Annotated in this window: 17 protein-coding genes; 6 read left to right on the top strand and 11 right to left on the bottom strand. The window is 38.8% G+C overall.

The genetic code is table 11. The features are described from left to right. Positions 1–7 precede the first annotated feature (7 nt). The 6 genes from AAC073_RS21535 to lepA form a co-directional block, all read right to left on the bottom strand. Entirely contained in the window at positions 8–1,447 is a 1,440-nt protein-coding gene (locus AAC073_RS21535) for a RagB/SusD family nutrient uptake outer membrane protein (RefSeq protein WP_339925887.1), read from the bottom strand. Between the two features lie 6 nt (positions 1,448–1,453). Then, the gene (locus tag AAC073_RS21530; RefSeq protein ID WP_339925886.1) at positions 1,454–4,429 is read right to left on the bottom strand and encodes a TonB-dependent receptor; all 2,976 of its coding nucleotides are present in this window, start codon (positions 4,427–4,429) and stop codon (positions 1,454–1,456) included. A 159-nt stretch (positions 4,430–4,588) separates the two neighbouring features. Beyond that, positions 4,589–6,508 carry an OmpA family protein gene (locus AAC073_RS21525; protein WP_339925885.1) on the bottom strand — a complete coding sequence of 640 codons (1,920 nt, stop codon included), beginning with the start codon at positions 6,506–6,508 and terminating at the stop codon, positions 4,589–4,591. A gap of 7 nt (positions 6,509–6,515) precedes the next feature. Continuing rightward, positions 6,516–7,145 carry a 7-carboxy-7-deazaguanine synthase QueE gene (locus tag AAC073_RS21520; protein WP_339925884.1) on the bottom strand — a complete coding sequence of 210 codons (630 nt, stop codon included), beginning with the start codon at positions 7,143–7,145 and terminating at the stop codon, positions 6,516–6,518. Positions 7,146–7,199: 54 nt separating this feature from the next. Continuing rightward, on the bottom strand, positions 7,200–8,099 hold the full coding sequence (locus AAC073_RS21515) for a tetrahydrofolate dehydrogenase/cyclohydrolase catalytic domain-containing protein (RefSeq protein ID WP_339925883.1): 900 nt from the start codon (positions 8,097–8,099) through the stop codon (positions 7,200–7,202). A gap of 116 nt (positions 8,100–8,215) precedes the next feature. Continuing rightward, a complete protein-coding gene (gene lepA / locus AAC073_RS21510) occupies positions 8,216–10,009 on the bottom strand; it encodes a translation elongation factor 4 (RefSeq protein ID WP_339925882.1) in 1,794 nt (597 codons plus the stop codon). A gap of 147 nt (positions 10,010–10,156) precedes the next feature. Here lepA and AAC073_RS21505 point away from each other — a divergent pair, with 147 nt between their 5' ends. Together AAC073_RS21505 and AAC073_RS21500 are read left to right on the top strand one after the other, a co-directional pair. After that, positions 10,157–10,747 (top strand): hypothetical protein, encoded by a 591-nt coding sequence (locus AAC073_RS21505; protein WP_339925881.1) that lies wholly within the window; start codon positions 10,157–10,159, stop codon positions 10,745–10,747. Positions 10,748–10,758: 11 nt separating this feature from the next. Continuing rightward, positions 10,759–11,298 (top strand): DUF4924 family protein, encoded by a 540-nt coding sequence (locus tag AAC073_RS21500; RefSeq protein ID WP_339925880.1) that lies wholly within the window; start codon positions 10,759–10,761, stop codon positions 11,296–11,298. Between the two features lie 10 nt (positions 11,299–11,308). Here AAC073_RS21500 and AAC073_RS21495 read toward each other — a convergent pair whose 3' ends face one another. Further along, positions 11,309–13,186 carry an AAA domain-containing protein gene (locus AAC073_RS21495; protein ID WP_339925879.1) on the bottom strand — a complete coding sequence of 626 codons (1,878 nt, stop codon included), beginning with the start codon at positions 13,184–13,186 and terminating at the stop codon, positions 11,309–11,311. A 124-nt stretch (positions 13,187–13,310) separates the two neighbouring features. Here AAC073_RS21495 and AAC073_RS21490 point away from each other — a divergent pair, with 124 nt between their 5' ends. Both AAC073_RS21490 and AAC073_RS21485 read left to right on the top strand, forming a co-directional pair. After that, positions 13,311–13,916 (top strand): ACP phosphodiesterase, encoded by a 606-nt coding sequence (locus AAC073_RS21490; RefSeq protein WP_339925878.1) that lies wholly within the window; start codon positions 13,311–13,313, stop codon positions 13,914–13,916. Beyond that, positions 13,903–14,352, top strand: a complete 450-nt coding sequence (locus AAC073_RS21485) for a hypothetical protein (protein WP_339925877.1) — start codon at positions 13,903–13,905, stop codon at positions 14,350–14,352. The genes AAC073_RS21490 and AAC073_RS21485 overlap by 14 nt, the downstream gene beginning before the upstream one ends. Positions 14,353–14,398: 46 nt before the next feature. Here the strand turns inward: AAC073_RS21485 and AAC073_RS21480 are convergent, their stop codons facing one another. The 3 genes from AAC073_RS21480 to murI form a co-directional block, all read right to left on the bottom strand. Further along, a complete protein-coding gene (locus AAC073_RS21480) occupies positions 14,399–15,451 on the bottom strand; it encodes a M42 family metallopeptidase (RefSeq protein ID WP_339925876.1) in 1,053 nt (350 codons plus the stop codon). A gap of 12 nt (positions 15,452–15,463) precedes the next feature. Then, positions 15,464–17,350, bottom strand: coding sequence for an amidophosphoribosyltransferase (locus AAC073_RS21475; protein ID WP_339925875.1), 1,887 nt, complete (start codon positions 17,348–17,350; stop codon positions 15,464–15,466). A gap of 143 nt (positions 17,351–17,493) precedes the next feature. Further along, positions 17,494–18,309: a glutamate racemase gene (gene murI, locus AAC073_RS21470; protein ID WP_339925874.1), complete on the bottom strand. Its 816-nt coding sequence runs from the start codon at positions 18,307–18,309 to the stop codon at positions 17,494–17,496. Between the two features lie 280 nt (positions 18,310–18,589). Here murI and AAC073_RS21465 point away from each other — a divergent pair, with 280 nt between their 5' ends. Together AAC073_RS21465 and AAC073_RS21460 are read left to right on the top strand one after the other, a co-directional pair. After that, positions 18,590–18,964 carry a hypothetical protein gene (locus tag AAC073_RS21465; protein WP_339925873.1) on the top strand — a complete coding sequence of 125 codons (375 nt, stop codon included), beginning with the start codon at positions 18,590–18,592 and terminating at the stop codon, positions 18,962–18,964. A gap of 97 nt (positions 18,965–19,061) precedes the next feature. Continuing rightward, positions 19,062–20,426: a sigma-54 dependent transcriptional regulator gene (locus tag AAC073_RS21460; RefSeq protein WP_339925872.1), complete on the top strand. Its 1,365-nt coding sequence runs from the start codon at positions 19,062–19,064 to the stop codon at positions 20,424–20,426. Here the strand turns inward: AAC073_RS21460 and AAC073_RS21455 are convergent. Next, a complete protein-coding gene (locus AAC073_RS21455) occupies positions 20,423–22,981 on the bottom strand; it encodes an ATP-binding protein (RefSeq protein WP_339925871.1) in 2,559 nt (852 codons plus the stop codon). The two genes, AAC073_RS21460 and AAC073_RS21455, sit on opposite strands and share 4 nt — an antisense overlap. Positions 22,982–23,060: the final 79 nt, after the last annotated feature.

Genomic DNA, 23,060 nt, shown 5'->3' with positions numbered 1-23,060 from the left:
ATTATCATCAGTATCCTGGATTTTGTTCTAGTAAATTATTCAGCGTAATTTCATCCAAAGGCAGGTTTGCCAATATCCTGTAATCAGTATAGGGGACTTCTAAAAAATCCCCATGTTTGCTAATATTTTTTTCATTTCTCTTCAAATCAAACCACCGATGGCCCTCAAGAGCAAATTCTAAGCGTCTTTCCAGTAAAATCTTGTTGAGTAAAGCTTCTCCAGAAAGCAAATTGTCAATGGCTCCTAGACCTCGTCGGAACCGCAATGCATTGATATCAGCACGAGCTCCTGCAGGATTGCTTTGATACCTGGCTTCTGCCCTGATCAGGTATAGTTCCGAGGCCCTTATGATGGGTAGATTCTCTAAAAAATCTCCCTTATAACCTGTCCATTTCCTACTTGCATATACCTCCCCTTCGATCCCATCTCTGGTAGTCGCTCTCCAACAATCCTTTCTAACATCTCCCTCTTCGTAGGAAGCGATCAATTCATCAGAAGCTGAGAGTATAAATTGAGCAGCTGGTTCACTGTCTGAAACCAATGAGTTAAGAGAGTTATTGACTCCATCAGCACTGTTCCAGTCTACTTGCCTTATCTCCAATTCGAAAATAGATTCAGGATGAGGAGCGCGTGAAAAGGATTGTACGTACTGAGCTGCCTCTACCAACCCCTCACCATTAGATCGTAAATTTAAAATTTCCATAGCCTTGGAAGCGAATTCTTCTGCATCCTCCATTCTTCCCCAATACAAATAAAGTCGGGCAAGTAAAGTATAGACAGCTCCAGTATTGCCATAATAAACCCATTCAGATGCTATCGGTGCATAGCCCACCATTGATTCTGCTTCTAGTAAGTCACTTTCTATTTGTTGATATACTTCCTCTACTGTTGCCCTTGGACGATAGTCTGCGTCTGAAGCTTTTAGAGTAGGTGTTAATCTTAGAACTGGACCAAGATTAAAACCATTTATTTCCCTGCCTGGCTCATAACCATAAACCCTACAAAGATCAAAATATAATAAAGCGCGCATAAAATAGGCTTCTCCTTTAATGAATGACTTTTCACTTTCGGTACCTGAAACCTCCTCGCTATCTATTCCTTCAATGATCAGGTTTGCATCATTTATTGCTCCGAAAACATTCAAGCCCCAAATATTAATATGGTCTCGGTCTCCATTGGCTTCTTCCCCCTGGTACCTTCCAGTATTGGCTATCAATTTTAAATTGTCTGCCAAAATATCTGGAGCAATCATCATTGTTTGCCCATAATAGCCAAAGCCCGTTGCTCTATTGTACATAGAGTTTGCCAAAGATTGGTAGCCAGACACATCTTTTAAAGCGATTTCAGGGGTGAGGCTCTGCCTAGGATTAGTTGTAAGATCGGTACATGCTACCAATAAAACCATCACAGCTGAATAAAACATCCTATTTTTGATCTTATTTATCATCTTAATTTAAAATGTAAGGTTGATACCTGCAGTGATTTGTTTTGAACTCGGGTAAGTTCCGTAGGTTTCTCCCAAAGAATTCACTTCGGGATCCAATCCATTGTATTTGGTAAGGGTCCAAAGATTTATCCCCTGCACAAATACATTTACTTCTTCTATTTTCACCTTGTAAAGCAAGGATTTAGGCAAGTCATAGTTTAGCGACACTTGTTTTAACCTAATATAACTTCCGTCGGATATAAGCCGTGTCGACATTTGTTGATAGCCCGAATGTCCGGGAATTCTACCTCCTTCATAAGGAATTGGCACATTGGTAACCTGACCAGGTTCTCTCCAAAAATACAATTGATCTACTGTTTGATTGTCCTGACCGATTGACCCTGATTGCGCCAAATTGTATAAATCCTGATTGAAAGCTTTGTTGCCATACTGATACTGGAAGAACACCTCTAAACTTACAGGTCCATAGCTGAATGTATTGGACAATCCACCATAAGTCCAGGGAAGGGCACTTCCGAGGTATTTCTGGTCATCATCTGTAATTTGATAGGTGTATTCGCCATTTTCATCAAAATACATGGGAGACCCATTAGCAGGATTGACTCCTCCATAATCATAACCGTAGAAAAATCGAATAGGTTTTCCGACAATCAAATCATTCCCCACTCTTTCAAGACCTTCATAGAGTTCTAATAGTTCATTGGAAAAGATGGAGGTATTGAAAGCAGTAGACCAGCGAAATTTACCTATGATCAAATTTGTTGTTTGCAAATCAAAATCAAATCCCTGATTTCTCAATTTACCGGCATTTCGCTGAATGGAACCAAAACCTGAATCCAGCGGTAGTCTAGTTTCGAAAAGCAATTCCCTGGAATCTTTTCTCCAAGCATCCAAGGTAATGATAATCCTTCCATTGAATAAGGTAGCATCCACTCCTAAATTAGTAGAAGCAGACTCTTCCCAGGTAAGTAGGTCATTTCCGAGTTGTACGAAACTTAAAGCTGGCCCTCCAAGGTATTGGCCTGCAGAACTTACTAAGGTGCGGGATTCAAAATTTCCAATAGCAGAATTTCCAGTTATTCCATAAGAAGCCCTGAGCCTCAAATTATCAACCCAATTTACATTTTCCATAAACGATTCGGAAGAAATCCTCCACCCTGCAGATATAGCTCCAAATGTTCCCCACCTGGAATTGTTCCCAAACCTCGAAGAACCATCTCTTCTTACAGTCAGGTCAACGTTGTACTTATCATCATAATCGTATTTGGCCTGGCCGAAAAATCCGGCCCTAATGTATTCTGTATAAAACCCACTAACATCAAAAGGTTGGGCCGCATTTTGGAGGTATCTCAAGACTGGGTTGGCAAAGCCTCTACCTGTTGCAGAGTTGGATTCCTGGGTTTCCATTTTATATTCGTAACCCAAAATGCCACTAATGGTGTGAACATCTAAAAAGTTCTTGTTGACATTGAAATTGGTATTGGCATTAGTATTAACTATCCTCCGATCTAAAAAGTAGGAGGAGCCTCCATAACTAGCAAATGCAGGGATGGTGGATGGTCGATTGTTTTCGTCTCTATTGTCTGAAAAATCCAAACCCGCAAATCCTGTAAAACCCAGCCATGGTAAAATTTTATAGTTCATCTGAAGATTGGATACAGACTGATAACTTGTTCCTCTTCTTAATTCCTGGTTGACGCCCTGTACTATATTGTACCCAAAAAGATGATCCGTGGGATATTCAGCATAACCTCCGTCTTCATCGTAAATGGGCACATTAGGTCTGGCGACATATCCTGCGACAAAAGGACTATTGACAAAATTACCTCTATCTATTGATCCATTGGTAATTTGTCTGGCAAGGGAAATATTGGCACTAATGGTTAATTTCTCTGTTACCTGATGCGAAAGATTCATCCTTCCAGTCGATCTGGAATAATCAGATTGAATAATTTGCCCCTGATGGAAGGTATGTGATCCTGATAAGAAAAATTTGGTGCGTTCATCGCCACCTGATAGTGATAGGTCATAAACGCTCATCCTGCCATCTCTGTACAAAGCATTTAACCAGTCTGAGTTTTGTAATTCTGTATCGCCTGGGTTACCAAAGATGCTTTCTGCTGCTCTTGGATCAAGTCCGGCGTTAATATAAGCCTGGCGTTTTATGGATGCTAGTTGACCTGCATCCATGATATCATAGAAACCTAAAGGCTGAACCAGACCCTCCTGAGCAGATACCCGAATAATTGTTTTACCCTGTTTCCCTTTCTTGGTGGTAATCAAGACCACACCATTGGCTGCCTGAGCACCATAAATGGCTGCCGCTGCTGCATCTTTAAAAACTTCAATGGATTCAATATCATTTGGATTAATTGAAGCGAGCGCATTTTGAGTTCCTTGACCGGATAAACTTCCAGTGGGGATTTGAACACCGTCCACGATATAAAGTGGTGAGGTACCCGCATTTATAGAGCCTACTCCTCTTATTTGCACATTTAATGTGCCTCCAGGTTGGCCAGAGCTGGACGTGACCTGCACACCTGCTACCCTGCCCTGCATGGCCCTATCAAAAGATTGCATTGGCAAATCCTGAAAAATTTCACCCTTAACGGAGGCGATTGCTCCGGTCACTTCTCTTCTCGTTTGGTCCCCATAGGAAGTGACTACAACTTCATCCAGCGAAGTAATGTCTGGAGCTAAAGCGACATCTATATTGTTCCTGTTACCTATGGCTACCTCCTGAAACTGAAGCCCCACAAAACGAAATACCAATACATTATCGTTTTCATTTATCTCTAATTGATAATTTCCATCAATGTCTGAAACCGTTCCGTTAGTAGATCCTTTGACCAGCACTGTAACTCCGGGAATTGGCAAGCCATCTTCGGAAGCCGTCACCTTACCGCTAACAGTCCTGGTTTGGGACTGTACTAAAAAATTCACGGAAAGTAGTGTAATAACAAGTAGTATGGCTTTCCTCATAAAATAATGTTGAAATGAACAATCAACCAATTTTATACAAATTCGCTGAATATTCCAATTAGATAGTTGAAGTATAAACAGTGATATTACTAAGTTGGTGCAATAATAACAACGTAAACGTGGTTGAGTTCAAAAAATTAGCTACTTATTTAGGTTTTATTACAATATAAATACCTCTATTCTCCTGTTAAAAGCCCTATTTTCTTCTGAATCGTTAGGTTTAATGGGCTCAGATGCCCCTCTTCCCTCTATTTCTAATCTTTGCGAATCTATTCCCAAATCCTTTAAAAATTCTTTAACACTTTCAGCCCTTTTAAGACTTAACTCCGAATTGTAACTGCTTTTGCCAACATTGTCTGTATGCCCTGTGATTAGCAACTTCACTTTGGGATGATCCAATAAAAATTTATGTAGCTTTTTAAGAGAACTTAGCGAGGTGTTTTTTAAGACTGTTTGATCAAAGTCAAAGAAAATATTTTCGAAAATGAAATGTTTGCCTTTACCTATAGGTTCCAGGACAATCTGAAAGCCTTCTTTATTCCTCAAACTGTCTCTTTCTACATTAAAAATCTTAGGCATATAACCTTGCTTCTCTACATAGAGACCTGAATTTTTTGTCTCTGGATAAATCATCGTAAAGGTGCCATCTTTACCATCAGACTTAAAATTATACATGGTGCTGTCTTGGTCAAGATCTATTAGTGAGAGCAAAGCCTCCACAGCCTCTCCTGTTTCTTGATTGATCACCTTACCACTTGTCACAATCAGTTCGTGTCCCAGGTCAATTTCTTTAGGAAAATCAAAACGATACAAAAAAGAGCTATCAACTTTCCCATGTTCATAGCTATTTTCCGTATAGTAGGCAAAATCCTTTTGCGCTGTGATGAACAATGCCAGTTGGTCTTTTTCATCATTTATTGGAAACCCCATGTTCGTAGGTTTTCCAAAACCATTGCGCTCAATAGCACTTTTGAAAATGTCTTTTGCGCCAAAACCAGGATGTCCATCGGATGCAAAAAACAGGATGGTATTGTTGAAAAATATAAATGGTGAAACCTCGTTATTTTTAGTATTGATATTGGGGCCAAGATTTTTTGCTTTGGACCAACTTCCATCTTCAAGTCGTTCAGACACCCAAAGGTCAATCCCCCCTTCTCCTTCAGGCCTGTTGGAAGAAAAAAACAATAAACTACCATCTGCTGAAAGCGAAGGCTGAGATTCCCAGTATCTCGTATTAACATTCTTTCCAATATTAACAGGGCTTTGCCATTCCCCATTTAACCTGGCTGTGATGTACAAATCACAACTCCCATAAGAGGCTGGTGTATTACAAGAAGTGAAAATCAATAAATTCCCATCGGCAGAGATGGTGCAAGTTCCTTCATTGTAAGAAGTATTGATCAGGGTCGATATTGTTTCTGGTTCAGACCACATTTCACCTTCAAGATCAGAAAAATAGATGTCCTCATGTTGCTTGGCAGCCATCCCATCTCTTTTTGTAAAAAACAAACGTTTGCCATCTGCTGTAAGTACTGGGAAATATTGAAGTTTAAACTGGTTTAAAGGAAAAGTAAGCTTCTTTTTACTAATATCTATTGGGTCCTTTATACCTTCTTCTATGATCTTTAGCTGCTTAAGTTTTTTCAGGTATTCATCTGATTTCAAGAAATCACCATCAAAATACGATTGGTTGTCATTAAAGGTATTTAGGGCTTTTTGAAAAGCTCCCTGTGACAGATAGATTTCTCCTTCCAGCCAAGCTAACTTCCCTTTGAAAAAATCATTTTTTTTAATGGAAAGCCTGGATTGTCCTTTCATTGTCACTGCCAGCGCTTCCTCTATCAGGCCACTACTCAGCAAAATTTGTCCGTGCTTTAAATAAGCCTCGTAAAAATCACTACTTCTTTCGTAGGCTGCTTGGTACTTTCCTTGGGCTTCAGAAAGTTGTTTTCTGTGTAAAAATGCGTTGCCCTCTTCGAAATACTTAATCGCCCTTTTATCAATTATAGAATACTCCTGCCCTATTGCCTGAAAGCACATTCCCATAAACGATATGACAATAAGGAGTATCTTTAGCATGGTTAATTTAGGGTATTTCCATGTATTTATGTGTCTGAAGTGAAACTCTCCAAGCTGGGTTTTCCTTCACAAAATCAATGATTAAAGGTGTCATGATTTCTGCTTTTGACCATTCCGGCTGTAAGAGTAAATGACATTTTTCATTTACCAATAGCGCATGTTTAAGTGCAAAATCAAAATCACTTTTATTAAATACAACTACTTTTAATTCATCCGCACGTGCATAGACTTCTGGCACTGGCTGCTTAAACTTTTTGGGTGACAAGCAGGTCCAGTCGATCTTTCCACTAAATGGGTGAGCGCCTGAAGTTTCCATGTTTATTTGAAAACCTTTTTCTTTTAACAAGCTAGTCAGTGGCCCCAAGTTGTGCATTAGCGGCTCTCCCCCGGTGATCACTACCAAGCGAGCAGGAAAAGATTCCGCTTCAGCTACCATTTGCTGTATCGGAACAATTGGCCATCTCTCAGCTTCCCAGGAGTCTTTCACATCGCACCACACACAACCAACATCACATCCCCCTAAACGGATAAAATAAGCAGGCTGTCCAGAAAACATCCCTTCGCCCTGAATTGTATAGAAAGCTTCCATCAATGGCAGTGATTCACCACTGAGAAGCGCTTTTTTATTCTCTTCCATAATTTTTGGTTAAGCGGGTAATTGAACCGCTTCATTTAAAATAATTAAAATCTATTACTTGTAAACTTCTCCTTTGGCTGCCAGAAGAGTGTTGTACAATAAGGAGGCAATGGTCATTGGCCCCACACCACCAGGTACGGGTGTAATGGCCGAGGCTTTAAGCGATGCTTCTTCGAAGTTTACATCGCCAACCAGACGGAAGCCATTCTTCTTGGAGGCATCAGCAATTCGGTGAATTCCTACATCAATCACAACCGCCCCCTCTTTTACCATGTCTCCAGTCACAAACCCTTCTCTTCCGATGGCTACAATTAGTATGTCTGCACTCAGTGCAATTTCCTTTAAATTTTTGGTTCTACTATGTGTGATGGTCACCGTACAGTTTCCAGGATAAGCGTTCCTGGCCATCAAAATACTCATAGGAGAACCTACAATATGGCTTCTACCAATCACCACACAGTGCTTGCCAGAAGTCTCTATCTCATATCTTTTCAATAACTCTACAATTCCGTAAGGCGTTGCCGCTATATAGGCTGGCCAGCCCAAAGTCATCCGGCCAACATTGGCTGGGGTAAAGCCATCCACATCCTTTTCGGGTTTTATCTTAGCAGTAACTTTCTCTACAGAGATATGATCAGGTAGCGGCAATTGAACTATCAATCCGTCAATGTCTGGATTATCATTTATTTTCTCTACTTCCTTTAGCAAATCTTCCTCAGACACCGTTTCATCAAGCCTAACCAAAGTAGAACCAAAACCAACCTGCTCGCAGGCTTTAACCTTAGCACCAACATACGTTTGACTTGCACCATCATTCCCTACCAGTATGGCTGCAAGGTGTGGTGTTTTTTTATTACTGTTTTTAAGTAAAACAACTTCTAACGCTATTTCTTCTTTGATAACCGCAGCTGTTTTTTTACCGTCAATTTTAATTAACTCTTCTCTTTGTTGCATAGGTATTTCCTCTTACAAAATCGCCAATATAGCAGATAACAATAAGCTATCCGACTTGTTTATTCCTTCAATAGATACGCAATGTTCAGCCACTCCCTTATGAAGTGAAACGAAACTTAATCCAGTTTGAGCACTGCCATAAATGCCTCCTGAGGCACTTCCACATTCCCTACCTGACGCATCCGTTTTTTACCTTTTTTCTGTTTGTCCAGAAGTTTTCTTTTTCTGGAAATATCACCACCATAACATTTTGCCAGTACATTTTTTCTCAATGCTTTGACTGTTTCTCTGGCAATAACTTTAGTTCCGATGGCTGCTTGTATAGCAATTTCAAACATTTGCCTAGGTACCAATTCTTTTAGCTTTTCACATAGCCTCTTGCCCCATTCGTATGCTTTGTCTCTGTGAACTATGGCAGATAGCGCATCAACAGGCTCTCCATTAAGCATAACATCAAGTCGCACCATATGGGATTGTTTGAAGTCAATCAGCTCATAATCCAACGAAGCATATCCTCTAGAGATGGTTTTGAGTTTATCAAAGAAGTCAAAAACTATCTCCACCAAAGGCATATCAAAGGTCAATTCCACTCTATCTGAGGTCAGATAAACCTGGTTTTTAATTTGCCCTCTTTTATCCATACATAATTGGATTACTGGGCCTACATAATCTGCAGCGGTGATAATCGCAGCTTTAACATATGGCTCTTCTATATGTTTGAAAAGATTTGGATCAGGCATATCTGAAGGAGCATTGACCAACTTGTAGTTGTCATCATTCATCAATGCCCTAAACTGCACTGAGGGAACAGTGGTAATCACCGTCATGTCAAATTCTCTTTCCAAACGCTCCTGAATAATTTCCATGTGAAGCATTCCCAAGAAACCACACCTAAACCCAAACCCAAGGGCTGCAGATGTTTCCGGTTCCCAAACCAAAGAAGCGTCATTGAGTTGTAACTTCTCCATAGAAGCCCTAAGTTCTTCGAAGTCCGTGGTTTCTACAGGGTATATACCAGCGAAAACCATTGGTTTAACATTCTCGAAACCTTGAACGGTAGCACTACAGGGTCTTTTCACATGTGTGATGGTATCCCCTACTTTTACTTCCTTGGCTACTTTAATACCAGAAATCAGGTAGCCTACATTTCCGGCTTGTAATTGTTTTTGAGGTTTTTGTTGAACACCCAAAATACCAATTTCGTCAGCCTCATATTCTCTTCCTGTATTGACAAATTTGATCTTGTCTCCTTTGTTAATGGTACCATTAAAAATACGGAATAAAACCTCCACCCCTCTAAATGGATTATACACAGAATCGAAGATCATGGCTTGTAAAGGGGCCTCCTCGTCTCCCTTAGGGGCGGGCACTTTTTCTACTACTGCATTAAGAATGTCTTCTATCCCAATACCTTCCTTGCCTGAAGCCAATATAATGTCCTCTCTAGAACAACCGATCATTTCCATCACTTCATCGGCCACAACTTCTGGTTGTGCTCCAGGAAGATCTATTTTATTCAAAACCGGAATAATTTCCAAGTCATGACCAATCGCAAGGTATAGATTGGAAATTGTTTGTGCTTCAATTCCCTGAGAAGCATCAACTATCAAAAGCGCTCCTTCACAGGCAGCGATGGATCGAGACACTTCATAGGAGAAATCCACATGACCTGGAGTATCGATAAGGTTCAATGTATACTCCTCTCCCTTGTATGGGAACTTCATTTGGATGGCATGCGATTTAATCGTAATCCCTCTCTCCCGCTCTAAATCCATACTATCCAATAGCTGGTTCTGCATTTCCCGCTCCGTCACAGTGTTTGTGAATTGTAAAAGTCGGTCTGCTAGTGTACTTTTGCCATGGTCAATATGGGCAATTATACAGAAATTTCTTATTTTTTGCATGTTCATACTAAGAGCAAAAGTAGTAAATACTTAGTGTTTTAATATGTTTTGTTGATATAAATTAGAAGTTTACCAATAGTGGCCGGGGAAATCACGTTAACTTGGTGCATTAATAATGCTTAAATTCAAAAATAACTGAAAATAATGCTTCAAATGAGACTTTATCTTCTTCTGTTTTTTGGTTTTCAAATATTAATTTCTGGCAGCAGTCCGAAGACCAACACCTCTACTAAAAATGAGGGAAAGGTGTTAATTCATCCAAATAGACCCCTCAATTGGGGTGATTTTAAAAGGGTGGATTTAATTGGCAATAGATCGACTATTAATGCCATTACCCAAAGCACCTGTGAAATAGAAATTCTAAAAATCACTCAAAAAAAAGAATACGTTGCGCTAGCTGTAAATGTGAAAATTAATCTCCAAAAAGAGCTTAGTCAGGTTAAAAACAACTTTTTCAACACCCGAGATGAGCAAACAAAAAAAAGAGTCCTTCATCATGAAAATGGGCATTTTTTGATCGCTCAAATAGTAGGGCACCGGATACTTAAAGAAGTAAATAATTTTCAATTTGATGAAAAAGCATATAAAGCACAATTAAATAAAATCATCCGAGACAATTTTAAAGATTGGAAACGACTTGATTCGCAATATGACGCCCAATCTACTAAACCACACAACCCTGAAATGCAAGCCCGATGGGACCGTTTTTTCCAATCAGAGCTCGAATCATTACAAAAAGAGTAAAACAAAAGCACATGAAATCAATTGCCGAAAAAAAGAAAAAGGAGAATATAATTGAATACGTATTGTACATGTACAGAATGGAGGACTTGCTAAGAGCTTACCAATTTGAAATGGAGGAAATTAACGCATATGTGTTGGGACATGAGAAAATTGGCGCTAAAGACAAGGAGGAAACTAAAGCATGGTTATCAGATATGGCTAATCAAATGCTTGTAGAAGGCGTTCAGGAAAAGGGACATTTGCAGAAAACGCAGGAATTGGTAGGTGAATTGGCTAAAATTCATTGGCAACTTCTTAAGGAAGAGCCAGAGTACATCGCCATAAATCGAAAAACCCAACCCCATTTACTCCAAATGCTTTCCGATACAAAGGAGAATTTCCCTGAACATGAAATTCAGGTTTTCATCAATACCCTTTACGGAATATTGCTCAGCAAACTAAATGGGAAGAAAGTACCTATCGAAATAATGGATGCTGCTACAAGTTTTGGAGATGCACTTTCTTGTATCGATCATGCCTATAAGAACAATTACCTTGAAAAGAAAGCCTGACGAAAATGTTTTATTCCATAAATTCGTAAACACTATGGTAAGCTCCTTCTTGCTGCACAAAATCCAGAAATGATTGGAAAAAATCATTGTTACCAATGGTCGCACTATCCCCCAGTACAATTAACTTCCTTTTTGCTCTTGTAAGCGCTACATTCATTCTTCTGGTATCTGCTAAAAACCCAATTTCTCCTTGTGGATTAGACCTGGTGAGACTGATAAGCATGATGTCTCTTTCCTGACCTTGAAAACCATCTACGGTGCTTATCGTCAGGTCTTGCTCCATTTGTTTGAAAAACGACCATTCTGCTTCTGTGGCTATCATTTCTTTTAATAACCGAACCTGAGCACTGTATGGCGCAATAAGCCCAACTTTCCAGGGCTTATTGTCACTGTCTTTTATTCCTACCCTTTTCAAAAGGTTTTTTAACAAGGTCAGCGCCATTTTACCCTCTTCCTTATTGCTTACGCTTAGTGTTTCCCTGTCTTTAAACTCCATAAACCCACTTCCGGCAGTATCTATAAATGCCAAAGTCGGTTCATCTTCATTTAAATAGTGGCTTTCCGTGTTGGCTGCGGCTTTTAGTTGGTTGTCATAAAAGGCGGCATTAGAAAAACCCATAATTGCAGCTGACATTCTATACTGTAAGGACAACAGTTGAGCGGCCACAGGTTGATTGGTAATGGCCTTTTCAAAAAGGGTTTTTTGAAGCCCCTTAGCAGCTTCTCTGGACTTTATGGTCGGTGGAAGTTGAAAATGATCTCCAGCCAGTACCACCTTATTGGCTTTCATAATGGGAATCCAGGTTGCAGGCTCCAATCCCTGAGCCGCTTCATCCAAGAAGACAACCTCAAAAAGTTTTCCTTTGAGTAAAGATGACGCAGCCCCCACGAGCGTACAAGCGATCACTTGACACGAAGCCAAAATTGATTGCGTCATGTAGTCGTACAATTGCCTCGCTTCTGACTGGCAGCGGCCTGCTTCATAATAATGCATTTTGCGACTTTCCCTTTCTGCGTGCCCAAAATTCCGTTTAAATTTATTGGCCTTTCTTCGGTATTCGTCTGCAGCTTTTTTCAGTTTTTTATACTCTTTATAAGAAGGATGAGCCAATACCCTAGCATCCAATGTTCGCTGAATAATGTTTTCATCCACTCTTGCAGGGTGCCCCATCCTAAGCACATCTACCTCTGCTTCCACCATTCTTTCAACCAATAAGTCAACAGCCGCATTGCTTGGTGCACATACCATTACTTGATCGAATTTTTGGATGGCGAAGACAATTGCCTGAATAAGTGTGGTGGTCTTTCCAGTACCCGGAGGTCCATGAACAATGGCTAAATCCTTGGCATTGTTAATTAACTCCAAGGCCTTGTTTTGCCCTTCATTCAAGTGAGCGCTTTCTGTACTTACCAGATTCTCAAACCCAGGTTTTCTATATCCTAAAAGCACTTCCTTTAAATAAGCATTTCTGTCATTTTCTGATGCCAAAAGTGTATTCATAGTACTTGTCATGACTTTGTAAGTTGTGTCATCAAACATCAGATTGACACCAATTCTCCCTTCATTTACCCAGTCTGGCAGGCTCTCGGTGTTTAAGCTCAGCGTCATTACATTGCCTTTCACATTATTGACTACACCGTTTAAATAAGTAGATTGGATGTCATTCTCTTGGGCATTTGAAAACAAACTAATGGATTTACCCGAGTGAAATCCATGGTTAGGCGAAGTTTCTTTAATGGAAATCTCAATTACCAGTTGATCTGAGAATGTCCACTTTATCTTATTCAATTGTACTGGATACCAACATACTCCAGCCTGCACTTTGTCTTTAATCGATTTTCTAAAAGTCAAATTTCGGAATTGAGCGAGATCTTCTGCCCATTCCATTTGTAAAAGTTTTATAGTATATAATAAATCTTCCCTTATATTTACCATTTGTATTTTCTTGTTTGAGGACCCAAGATTAAGGAAATCATTCCTAAAAATAATCAATCAGCCCTTCTTTAATATAATGAATTTTTTAGCACACGCATATTTATCTTTTGACCAGCCCAAAGTATTAGTGGGGAATTTCATCGGTGATTTTGTCAGGGGGAATTTAGAGGAGCAATTTGAAAGAGATATAGTCACAGGAATAATGCTACATAGGGAAATTGACAGTTATACAGATAAACACCCTTTGGTAAAAGAGGCGCAAAAAATTTTAAAGCCAAAATTCGCAAGGTATTCTTCTGTAATTACAGACATGTATTTTGATTATTTTCTTTCTAAGAACTGGGAAAACTACAGTTCTGAGTCGATAGAAGATTACACCCAATCAGTCTATGACTTGATAGAATCTCAAAGAGAGATCTTGCCTGTCAAATTCCTTAGACCCTTTAAATACATGCGTGACGAAGACTGGCTAAAGGCTTATGGAACCATGTGCGGAATTCAACGATCATTTACAGGAATGTCTTACCGCACATCCTTTGATTCAAAAATGGAACTGGCCCCAAAATTCCTCCAAGAAAACCACGAATTATTTGAGTCCTATTTTGAACGTTTTTTTATTGATTTGATTAATTTTTCAAAAAACAAACTGAAACAATTACACAAGAGAGATGGTAAGTTGTAAACCTAAAAAAAGCACCTTCCTATCATTGGGAATAGTCGTCCTGTTATTATTTGCAGGATTAAGTTATCTGTTATATGATTTTAACAATTCCCGTGAATTCCCGTTTCTTTTTTACCTAATTGGCTGCAGTATCATAACAGTAGTATTGTTGCTTATTTTGGTAAAGATGATGGCTGGTTACAAATTTTTGGCTGCAGGCAATGAAAAAATAGAAATCTGGTTGCCGCTTAAAGGCCAACGTAGAAAATACAAGTTGGAAGATCTTCTGGTTTGGCAAGAAGAGGAAGTAATCGCCAATAAAAAAGTTTTTAAGCAGCTTATTTTAGTTTTTGCAGATAAATATTCTTTTGCAATTAGTAACCACGAGCATTTAGGTTATGATGACCTTAAACGTTACTTGTTAAAAAAGGCGGGGAAAAAGAAAGTAAAAAATTAAATCCTGAATTAACAATGCCTATTGAAAATTCAGGATCTGAATGTCATTAGTGAGACCAATCAAAACGATCAATTTCTTCCAAACTGGCTTTGAGCAACTGAATACTAGCCAATACATCACTTTTATTAGCCATCTCTATTACCTGATGCAGGTGTCTGGTTGGGATAGAAATGGCCCCAGCTATGGCTCCTCTCCTACCCATACGCTGTACTCCAGCAGTATCAGTTCCTCCAGCAGTTAGTATTTCTGTCTGAAATGGAATGTTGTTTTTAGTAGCTGTTTCTTTCATAAATGCCACCATTCGGTAGTCACAAATGGCAGAAGAATCCATGATTTTTATGGCCGTACCTTTTCCAAGTTCTGTTATTTTTTCGTGGGCTGCTGCTCCAGGAAGATCGAAAGCGATAGTCGTATCCAAAGCTATACCAAAATCAGGATCAATGGTATGTGCCGAAACCTGTGCTCCCCGAATTCCTACTTCTTCCTGAACGGTAAATGTTGCATAAACATCATAAGCTGGCGCTTCTAAGGTCCTCAAGGCTTCCAAAAGAATAAATACAGAAATCCTGTTGTCAATGGATTTACAATTGACGCAATTTCCCATTTCCACCAAATCCCTTTCTCGTGTAATAGGGTCTCCTACTTGAATCCACTTCTCCACTTCAGCTTTATCCATGCCCAGATCAATGAAGTAATCTGTTATTTTGGGAAGCTTTGACTTTTCCTCCGTTGTCATCACATGTATGGGTTTAGTACCCATCACTCCCATCATGTCCTTTTCTTTTCCATGAATGATGACACGCTGAGCTGTTAATGTCTTGGGATCAAATCCTCCCAAGGTATGAAATCTTATAAATCCGTTATCATCGATATGGGTAACAATGAAACCTATCTCATCCATATGAGCGGCTACCATTACCCGTTTGCTATCAGGATTCCTAACCCCTCTTTTTATGGCAGTAACATTCCCAATATTGTCTATAGAGATTTCATCTACCAATTTCCCTGCTTTTTCTACAATGAAATCCCTTATCTTCTTTTCAAAACCTGGAGCTCCAGGCAATTCACAAATCTCTTTTAATAGCGCAACATCAATCATTTGTTTCCTCAGTTAATAAGCCCTTACTTCTTTTCCTTCCATGTAATTGACAAATGCCTTTTTAACCACACGAATACCGCCATCCGTCGGAAAGTCACCTGTAAAATACCAATCTCCGGAATGTGCTGGACAGGATAAATGTAAATTATGTACCGTCTGATAAATCACATGCACATCTGCCTCAATTTTTTCAGAAGTAACAATTTCGGCTATTTTATCAGAAATCTCCTGATCAGTAAAGGGCTCATATATCTCTTTCACAAAATTCTCTTGCCCATTGGGTTCTTCAATGCATTTCTTATAAACCTTCTGAAGTAGGTCATCCATCCCTCCTCTGTCATTTATAAGTTCCACTGCTGCTCTGAAAGCAATAAAATCTTTCATCATGGACATATCTATACCATAACAATCAGGAAATCTTATCTGTGGAGCAGAGGAAACGATAATTATTCGCTTAGGTTTAAGCTTATCTAAAGTGGTCAATACACTCTTTTCGATCGTAGTCCCTCTTACAATACTGTCATCAATAAGCACAATGGTATCAATCCCAGAACGGATCACCTCATAGGTTGTGTCATACACGTTAGACACCATCACATCTCTATCGGAATCATTGGTGATAAAGGTTCTTAATTTGACATCCTTTGTTACTAATTTTTCTGTACGAGGCCTAAAATTAAGTAGCTCCTCCAAATCATCAAGGTGGGGCTTCCCTTCTATAAGGATTTCTTTCCTTTTTTCACTAAGGTAATCTTCCAGCCCTTCGATCATCCCATAATAGGCAATTTCCGCTGTGTTTGGAATGTAAGAAAAAACCGTGTTTTTGAGGTCAAAATCAATTGACTTTAATATCTGAGGGACCAATGCTCGCCCTAGATTTTTACGCTCCTTGTATATATCCGGGTCCGTACCCCTAGAAAAATAAATTCTTTCAAAGCTGCAGGATTTTCTCTCCTTCGGAGGGATTATTTCAAACTCACCGTAAGAACCATCTTTATTAAAAATCAGCGCATTGCCAGGTTTGATTTCTTTGATTTGTTTGTAATCAATATTAAAAGCTGTTTTGATAGGAGGTTTTTCGGAAGCCACCACTACTATCTCATCATCCGCATAATAATAGGCTGGCCGAATGCCTATTGGGTCTCTAACTACGAAGCCGGCCCCATTGCCTATCAGTCCTGCCATGGCATAACCACCATCGAAATCCCTACAACTTCTTCTCAAAATCCTAGCAACATCAAGCTCCTGCTCAATAACTTCTGTGACTTCTTCGTTAGAAAATTTATCTTTATACTTATCAAAAATTCGTTGATTTTCTTCATCCAGAAAATGGCCGATTTTCTCCATCACTGTTACCGTATCTGTTTTCTCCTTAGGGTGCTGACCTAAATTTACCAGAATATCAAATAACTCCTCAACATTGGTCATGTTAAAGTTTCCCGCCATGACCAAGTTCCTACTTCTCCAATTGTTTTGTTTCAAAAATGGATGACAGGTCTCTATGCTATTTGTCCCATGGGTGCCATACCTAAGGTGTCCCAGCCAAACCTCACCAGAGAAAGCTGTATTCTCCTTTATCCATTCAGCATTCATCAGGTCCTCATCGGTACCTAACTTTTTAGCCTTTTTGTATTTTTTATTGATTTTTTGAAAAATCTTGGTAACTGCTTCAGATTCGACAGACCTGTACCTACTCACATACCTTGTGCCAGGCGGAGTATTGATTTTAATATTCGCTAAACCTGCACCATCTTGCCCACGGTTGAGCTGCTTTTGCATCAATACATATAACCTGTTGGCAGCATAAAACGGCGTATTGTACTTATCAATGTAATATTGTAAGGGTTTTCTAAGCCGAATCATGGCAATCCCACATTCGTGTTTGATCTGATCACTCATAACGTTCTAAAGGAGTATAATATGAATCAAAGTTACGTCTTTTTTTAAGAATTAGTTCCTGAAATCCACCAAATTGAAGTGCCTATATAATAACTAAATTACTCATTGTTACGCTATAAAAAGACATAAATTCTGAAACACACCTATTCCCACAGTGGATATTTCTGAAGTTTTATCTGTTTACCAAAGAAAAGCTTGGTTGTTTCTTCAAATGAAACCGTGTAATCAGACACCAAAAACTTATCTTTCTGTCCTGAATTACCATCAGCCAAAAGCTGGTGCAGGCCTAATATATCTGCGACTGACTTTGCCACTGTTTCTGAAGCATCTATAAGTTCTATTTTTCCATTAAAAAACTCCATTATTTGATTTTTTATCAATGGATAATGGGTACAGCCTAACACCAAGGTCTGGATATTTTTTAATTCAGACTGGCTTAAATAGGAGGCAATAATGTCCTTGCTTATATTTTGTAGGTGAAAGCCCTCCTCTATCATTGGAGCGAGCAAAGGTGTGGCCAAAGATTTCATTTTTATGCCGACCCCTAAATTGTTAACTTTTTGTAAGTAAACTCCTGAAGTAACCGTTTGTTTGGTTCCTATAAGTCCTACGGATTCCCCATTATGATTTTCACCTAAAAAATTAACCACTGGGTCAATTACATTGACAACAAGTGCCTTTGAAGCTACATACGCTTTGACCAGATCAAATGCTGCAGCAGAGGCAGAGTTACAGGCAATAAGAATAAGCTTGCAATTTTCTTTCAATAAAACGTCTGCAATTTTCACAGAATAGGCTTGAATAGCAGCAGTACTTTTATCTCCATAAGGCAAATGAGCGGTATCACCAAAGTAAATAATTTGCTCATTGGGAAGCATTTTTTTCACTTCTTTGGCTACTGTTAACCCCCCTATTCCACTGTCAAAAATCCCAATGGGTGATTGTGCATCGATGGCCATATTTACTTAAAATTTAGGAAAATAAATTCCCCGGATTCACGCATCCGGGGAAAAGCAAGCGAAGGGTTAAACAAATTGAATAAAACTCTAAAATATGCAATGGAGCCCCATTACATACGCCGAGTTTAACAAAGTTAGTAAAGTTTTCCTATGTTCCAATAGTTATGAAGTTCATCAATATGGGCATAATTTACCCATTTTTAGAAGGTGAAATTTGATTAATCCCCTTTATTGAAGGTTGGCACAATTAATGCAATTCATCACCTTTAACCATTCAATCATGAGACGTGAAATTATTCTGTGGCTGGGGATTGGCGCAATATCTATTTTAATTATGACTATCCCACTGATTATATCTCAGGAAGATAGTCATCGCCTGTATAGAGAAAATAGGGACAACTATCTATTTGAATCCGCCGTATACAAATATGAAAATGCAAATTCGGATACAGTGAGTATTTCTATTTCTGAACTTCCGACGAGTATTCAGCAAGTTATTAAGACAGATAGCCTAATTAAACATCTGGAGATTCGAACAGTGAAAAAGATAAGCCAAAATAGCGGCGACTATTATGATGTTTGTTTTAAGGATACAGATTATTTTAATATAATGGTCATGTATGACAAAAATGGCATCATAGTGTCCCAATTGTGAAGGATATTAACAGCTAAGCCAACGTTTACTTAAAAGCACTGATTGTGAAATCGGTGCTTTTACTTTATATTTAAACTTTAATGGGTATTAATTTTATATGGCGAAGATTCTTTTAATTGAGGATGACCTAACCTACTCTAAAATCATCAGTAAGTTTTTAGAGAAAAATGGATTTGAGGTAATCAGTAGTGCAAAAATAGCAGAAGGGCTTAGTTTTTATGAAAAGTATCAAATTGATTTAATCATCACGGATTATAGATTGCCCGATGGTACTGGTATGGAAGTATTGGACCATGTCCTAAATAGCCACCCGGAGTTACCAGTAATTTTAATAACAAACTATTCTGACATAAGAACGGCCGTAAAGTCCATGAAAATGGGGGCTTTTGAATACATCACCAAGCCCATTAATCCAGATGAGCTTTTACTGACGGTGCAGCAGGCTTTAAAAAATGAGAAGAAGAAAAAGCCAACACAGCCGGTAACCAAATCAACACCATCAGGTGATAAGACTTCAGAATTGGACTATCAAATCGGGAAAAGTTCAGAAGCGCTTCAAATTGAAGAACATATCGTACTTGTCGCCCCTACCGACTTAAGCATCATCGTATTAGGCGAAAGTGGCACTGGAAAAGAATACATTTCAAAAAGAGTACACCAGAAATCACAAAGGTCAAATGGCCCCTTTGTGGCCGTTGATTGTGGCGCATTGTCAAAAGAACTTGCTGGAAGTGAGTTATTTGGACATGTGAAAGGTGCTTTTACAGGAGCCATAGATCATAAAACAGGGCATTTTGAAAATGCAAATGGAGGAACGATTTTCTTAGATGAAATAGGAAATCTCAGTTATGAAATTCAGATCAAACTTCTTAGGGCAATACAAGAGCGGAAAATCAGAAAAATAGGTGCCAACAAGGATGTTTCCATAGACGTCAGAATAATCGCCGCGACGAACGAAGACTTGCAAGAATTGGCCAAGCAAGGTCTATTCAGAGAAGATCTTTTCCATAGATTGAATGAATTCAGTTTGAGAGCTCAACCCTTAAGAGAAAGGCCTGAAGACCTGATGTTTTTCTCAAACCTCTTCATGCAAAAAAGCAATGCAAACCTTGAAAAGAATGTGACTGGATTTAGCCCTGAAGTAGAACAAATCTTTAGGGAATATCACTGGCCAGGAAATCTCCGTGAACTTAGAAATATAATAAGGAGAGCGGTATTACTTACAGGTGAAGGCATTATTCAAACTAAAGTGATCCCGTCAGAGTTATTGGATTTCGAGACTTTTCAACCGGTTGACATCAATTCCGCCAAGGACTTAAAAAGCTCATTCGAAGACCAGGAAAAATTACTTATCATTAAAACCCTTGAAGAGATGCGCTTTAATAAATCCAAAACAGCAAAGGTTTTGAATATGGATAGGAAAACGCTATACAATAAACTTGAAAAATACGGCTTGGATTAATCCACCATTTCGTAACCAAACTGTGTTGCTAAATCTTCCAAAAGGGTGTTGATTTTTTCTGTCAACTCCCATACTTTTTCTTGAACATTATTGGTCTCACCCCTTTTCAAATCTCTCTCAATATTTATTGCAAGGTTTTTATATTTAAATTTCAGCTGTCCCAGCCTGCTTGAGAGTTGATGCGCGATGGCTTGGACTTTTTTATAATCCTTCTCGTCACAGGCTTTATTTATCATTATCAAATCTAGTCCTGTTTGAGAATAAAACCCTTCAATCACTTCTTTTAACAGTGCTTCGTCCCCCATGCAAAAACCCCTAATGTCAGCCAAGCTGTATTCCGCACTGTCTGATGCATCATTCTCTTCCGCAGGCTCAGAATAGGGATTCAATTTATTAGCAGGGGCTGCTATTATAACTTCCGTCTGATCAGGTTTAACAAAATCCATGATCTTTTTAACTAGGTCCTTTTCATTGAATGGTTTCAATAGCAAGCCATCAAAACCTTCTTTTATCATGCTTTCTCTGTCCTTGGTAAAGACATTGGCTGTCATCGCCAATATAGGTACCTCTTGGTATTTTTCCTTTTTTCTTATTTCATTAAACACCTGATAGCCATCTACCTCGGGCATCTGGATATCCAGAAAAATGAGGTCAAAGTCCTCTTCAACAAAATCATTCATGAATTCAACCCCTCCAGTATAGGAAACCACCTCTGCACCCAATGAATTCAACAAAAGGGTAGCAAACTTTAAACCCATTTCATCATCATCGACAAGAAGCACTTTCAATCCCTCTACTTTATCAGGAACCTCTTCGGCCAACGGATTTTCTTCCTTCTTATCCAGCAAAGTGGTAGGAATTGATACCGTAATTCGAGTACCTTCTCCAAGTGTACTTGCTACATCTATCTTTCCCTTTTGAAGATCTACCAATTTTTTCACAATGGCCAGGCCTAAGCCAGTTCCTCCATACTTTCTTGAAATGGTACCATCTCCCTGGCTAAACTCTTTAAAAAGGTTGGATTGGAGATTTTCATCCATGCCCATACCAGTGTCCTCAACCTCTAAGACCAGGTTATTTTTTTCATCAACCGAAACTTTCACAGAGACCTTGCCTTGATCAGTAAACTTTACAGCGTTAGACAACAAATTGTTCATTATCTGATTAATCCGGAGGTCATCTCCAAGTAAGTATTTATTATTGGGAAGCAAGACTGAAAACTCCAACGAAAGGCCACTATCTGTTGCTTTTTGCTTAAAAAATGAGTGGATATCTTTGAAAAATGATCCAGGGTCAATGATGGAATTTTCAAGTTTTATTTTCCCAGCTTCAAGCTTAGAAAAATCAAGAATATCATTAACGATTCCTAATAATGTACCAGAAGCAAATTGGATCATTCTTACGTATTCAGATTGGTCTTCTGCTAAATTTGTCTTTTGAAGCGCATCATTGTAACCCTGAATAACGTGAAGAGGGTTTCTGATCTCATGGCTCATGCTAGCCAGAAAATCCTGTTTGGTTTTCGCAAGGTTATCAGAAGACCTTTTGGCCTCAGCAAGTTTGTCTTGGTATATTTCTGATTTCTTAATCTCCTTCACTATGCTAAAAATAAAGCCTGAGGATCCGACCACTCCAACAGCTATCAAAATCCCAAGAAGTATTGTAAGTTTGTAGGTCAAAATATAGGCAGATTCATTTTCTGCTTTTGATCTGAGGAGTGATTCATTCTGTAGAGAAGTAACGATTCCCTGAATATTCATTATCAGGGTTCTATTCTTATCATTTAGCTCCTGCTCCAACTCGCTAAGTCTTGAACGAAGGTACTGTTCCTCATTATTGATATCCAGCACCATTTGTCTTACAGTATATATAATTGAATCGGAACTGGATGGCACGTCTAAATCTACAGGGTTCACTCGATTGAGGTTAAGTCTCAAGGTGCCTCTTATTTTATCCATGTCCTCTTTTCCGTCACCGGCCAAGGTCCCTGAAGCGGCGACGTCTTTACCTCTAATTTTAGGTGGCTTTTCAGAGGAATTCCCCTGATCCTTACGAGCGGAAGGATCAATGCCTATTCTTATTTTGCCTAAATTCTGTAACCTGCTTAATTCTTCTTTACGCTTTATTTTTCTTTCAATATTGTACAGGGCTTCATTACTGAAATTGCGGTTATAAAGGTTTTTCTTTACTTCTTCCAACCCTTTGTACACCACCATCAATTCATTTACACTGTAACTGATCCTTTTGACATTCTTCAATTCAGAGGAATCAGTAACTAACGCTTCTAACTTTTTAATCTCATTCTGAATCTGATTGTAATAATCCAGATTATGTGCAGTGTCCTCTTCTACAAATACACTTCTGGATTTATCCAGCTGGTATATATCTGCTAAAAGTTGATTTAGATTTCTTAATTTTTCATTGGGCTCGGATAACGATTCTACAGATTCTAATAATTTCGTAACACTAAAGTAAGTAATGGCACCTACTCCAACGATGAGGCAAATCCCGAGAAAGAAACCGAGAATTACCATTATTCTTGCATTGAATCTCATATTAAGGCTTAATTTTAAAAGATTTCATAGCATCAAACTATTTGAAATGAATAATTTATCTCCAATTACAAATTAAGCC

This window comes from uncultured Cyclobacterium sp. (assembly GCF_963977555.1).
In the GTDB taxonomy this organism is placed as follows: Bacteria; Bacteroidota; Bacteroidia; order Cytophagales; family Cyclobacteriaceae; genus Cyclobacterium.
This window is presented reverse-complemented; position numbering and strand designations above follow the sequence as displayed.

Excerpts from the sequence above, each read along its gene's own strand:
- lepA (WP_339925882.1), bottom strand. The coding sequence starts at position 10,009 with ATGAACATGCAAAAAATAAGAAATTTCTGTATAATTGCCCATATTGAC.
- AAC073_RS21520 (WP_339925884.1), bottom strand. The coding sequence starts at position 7,145 with ATGGAAGAGAATAAAAAAGCGCTTCTCAGTGGTGAATCACTGCCATTG.
- AAC073_RS21455 (WP_339925871.1), bottom strand. The coding sequence starts at position 22,981 with ATGAGATTCAATGCAAGAATAATGGTAATTCTCGGTTTCTTTCTCGGG.
- AAC073_RS21530 (WP_339925886.1), bottom strand. The coding sequence starts at position 4,429 with ATGAGGAAAGCCATACTACTTGTTATTACACTACTTTCCGTGAATTTT.
- AAC073_RS21485 (WP_339925877.1), top strand. The coding sequence starts at position 13,903 with ATGGTAAGTTGTAAACCTAAAAAAAGCACCTTCCTATCATTGGGAATA.
- AAC073_RS21515 (WP_339925883.1), bottom strand. The coding sequence starts at position 8,099 with ATGCAACAAAGAGAAGAGTTAATTAAAATTGACGGTAAAAAAACAGCT.
- AAC073_RS21460 (WP_339925872.1), top strand. The coding sequence starts at position 19,062 with ATGGCGAAGATTCTTTTAATTGAGGATGACCTAACCTACTCTAAAATC.
- AAC073_RS21475 (WP_339925875.1), bottom strand. The coding sequence starts at position 17,350 with ATGAGTGATCAGATCAAACACGAATGTGGGATTGCCATGATTCGGCTT.
- AAC073_RS21535 (WP_339925887.1), bottom strand. The coding sequence starts at position 1,447 with ATGATAAATAAGATCAAAAATAGGATGTTTTATTCAGCTGTGATGGTT.
- murI (WP_339925874.1), bottom strand. The coding sequence starts at position 18,309 with ATGGCCATCGATGCACAATCACCCATTGGGATTTTTGACAGTGGAATA.
- AAC073_RS21480 (WP_339925876.1), bottom strand. The coding sequence starts at position 15,451 with ATGATTGATGTTGCGCTATTAAAAGAGATTTGTGAATTGCCTGGAGCT.
- AAC073_RS21525 (WP_339925885.1), bottom strand. The coding sequence starts at position 6,508 with ATGCTAAAGATACTCCTTATTGTCATATCGTTTATGGGAATGTGCTTT.
- AAC073_RS21505 (WP_339925881.1), top strand. The coding sequence starts at position 10,157 with ATGAGACTTTATCTTCTTCTGTTTTTTGGTTTTCAAATATTAATTTCT.
- AAC073_RS21490 (WP_339925878.1), top strand. The coding sequence starts at position 13,311 with ATGAATTTTTTAGCACACGCATATTTATCTTTTGACCAGCCCAAAGTA.
- AAC073_RS21465 (WP_339925873.1), top strand. The coding sequence starts at position 18,590 with ATGAGACGTGAAATTATTCTGTGGCTGGGGATTGGCGCAATATCTATT.
- AAC073_RS21500 (WP_339925880.1), top strand. The coding sequence starts at position 10,759 with ATGAAATCAATTGCCGAAAAAAAGAAAAAGGAGAATATAATTGAATAC.
- AAC073_RS21495 (WP_339925879.1), bottom strand. The coding sequence starts at position 13,186 with ATGGAATGGGCAGAAGATCTCGCTCAATTCCGAAATTTGACTTTTAGA.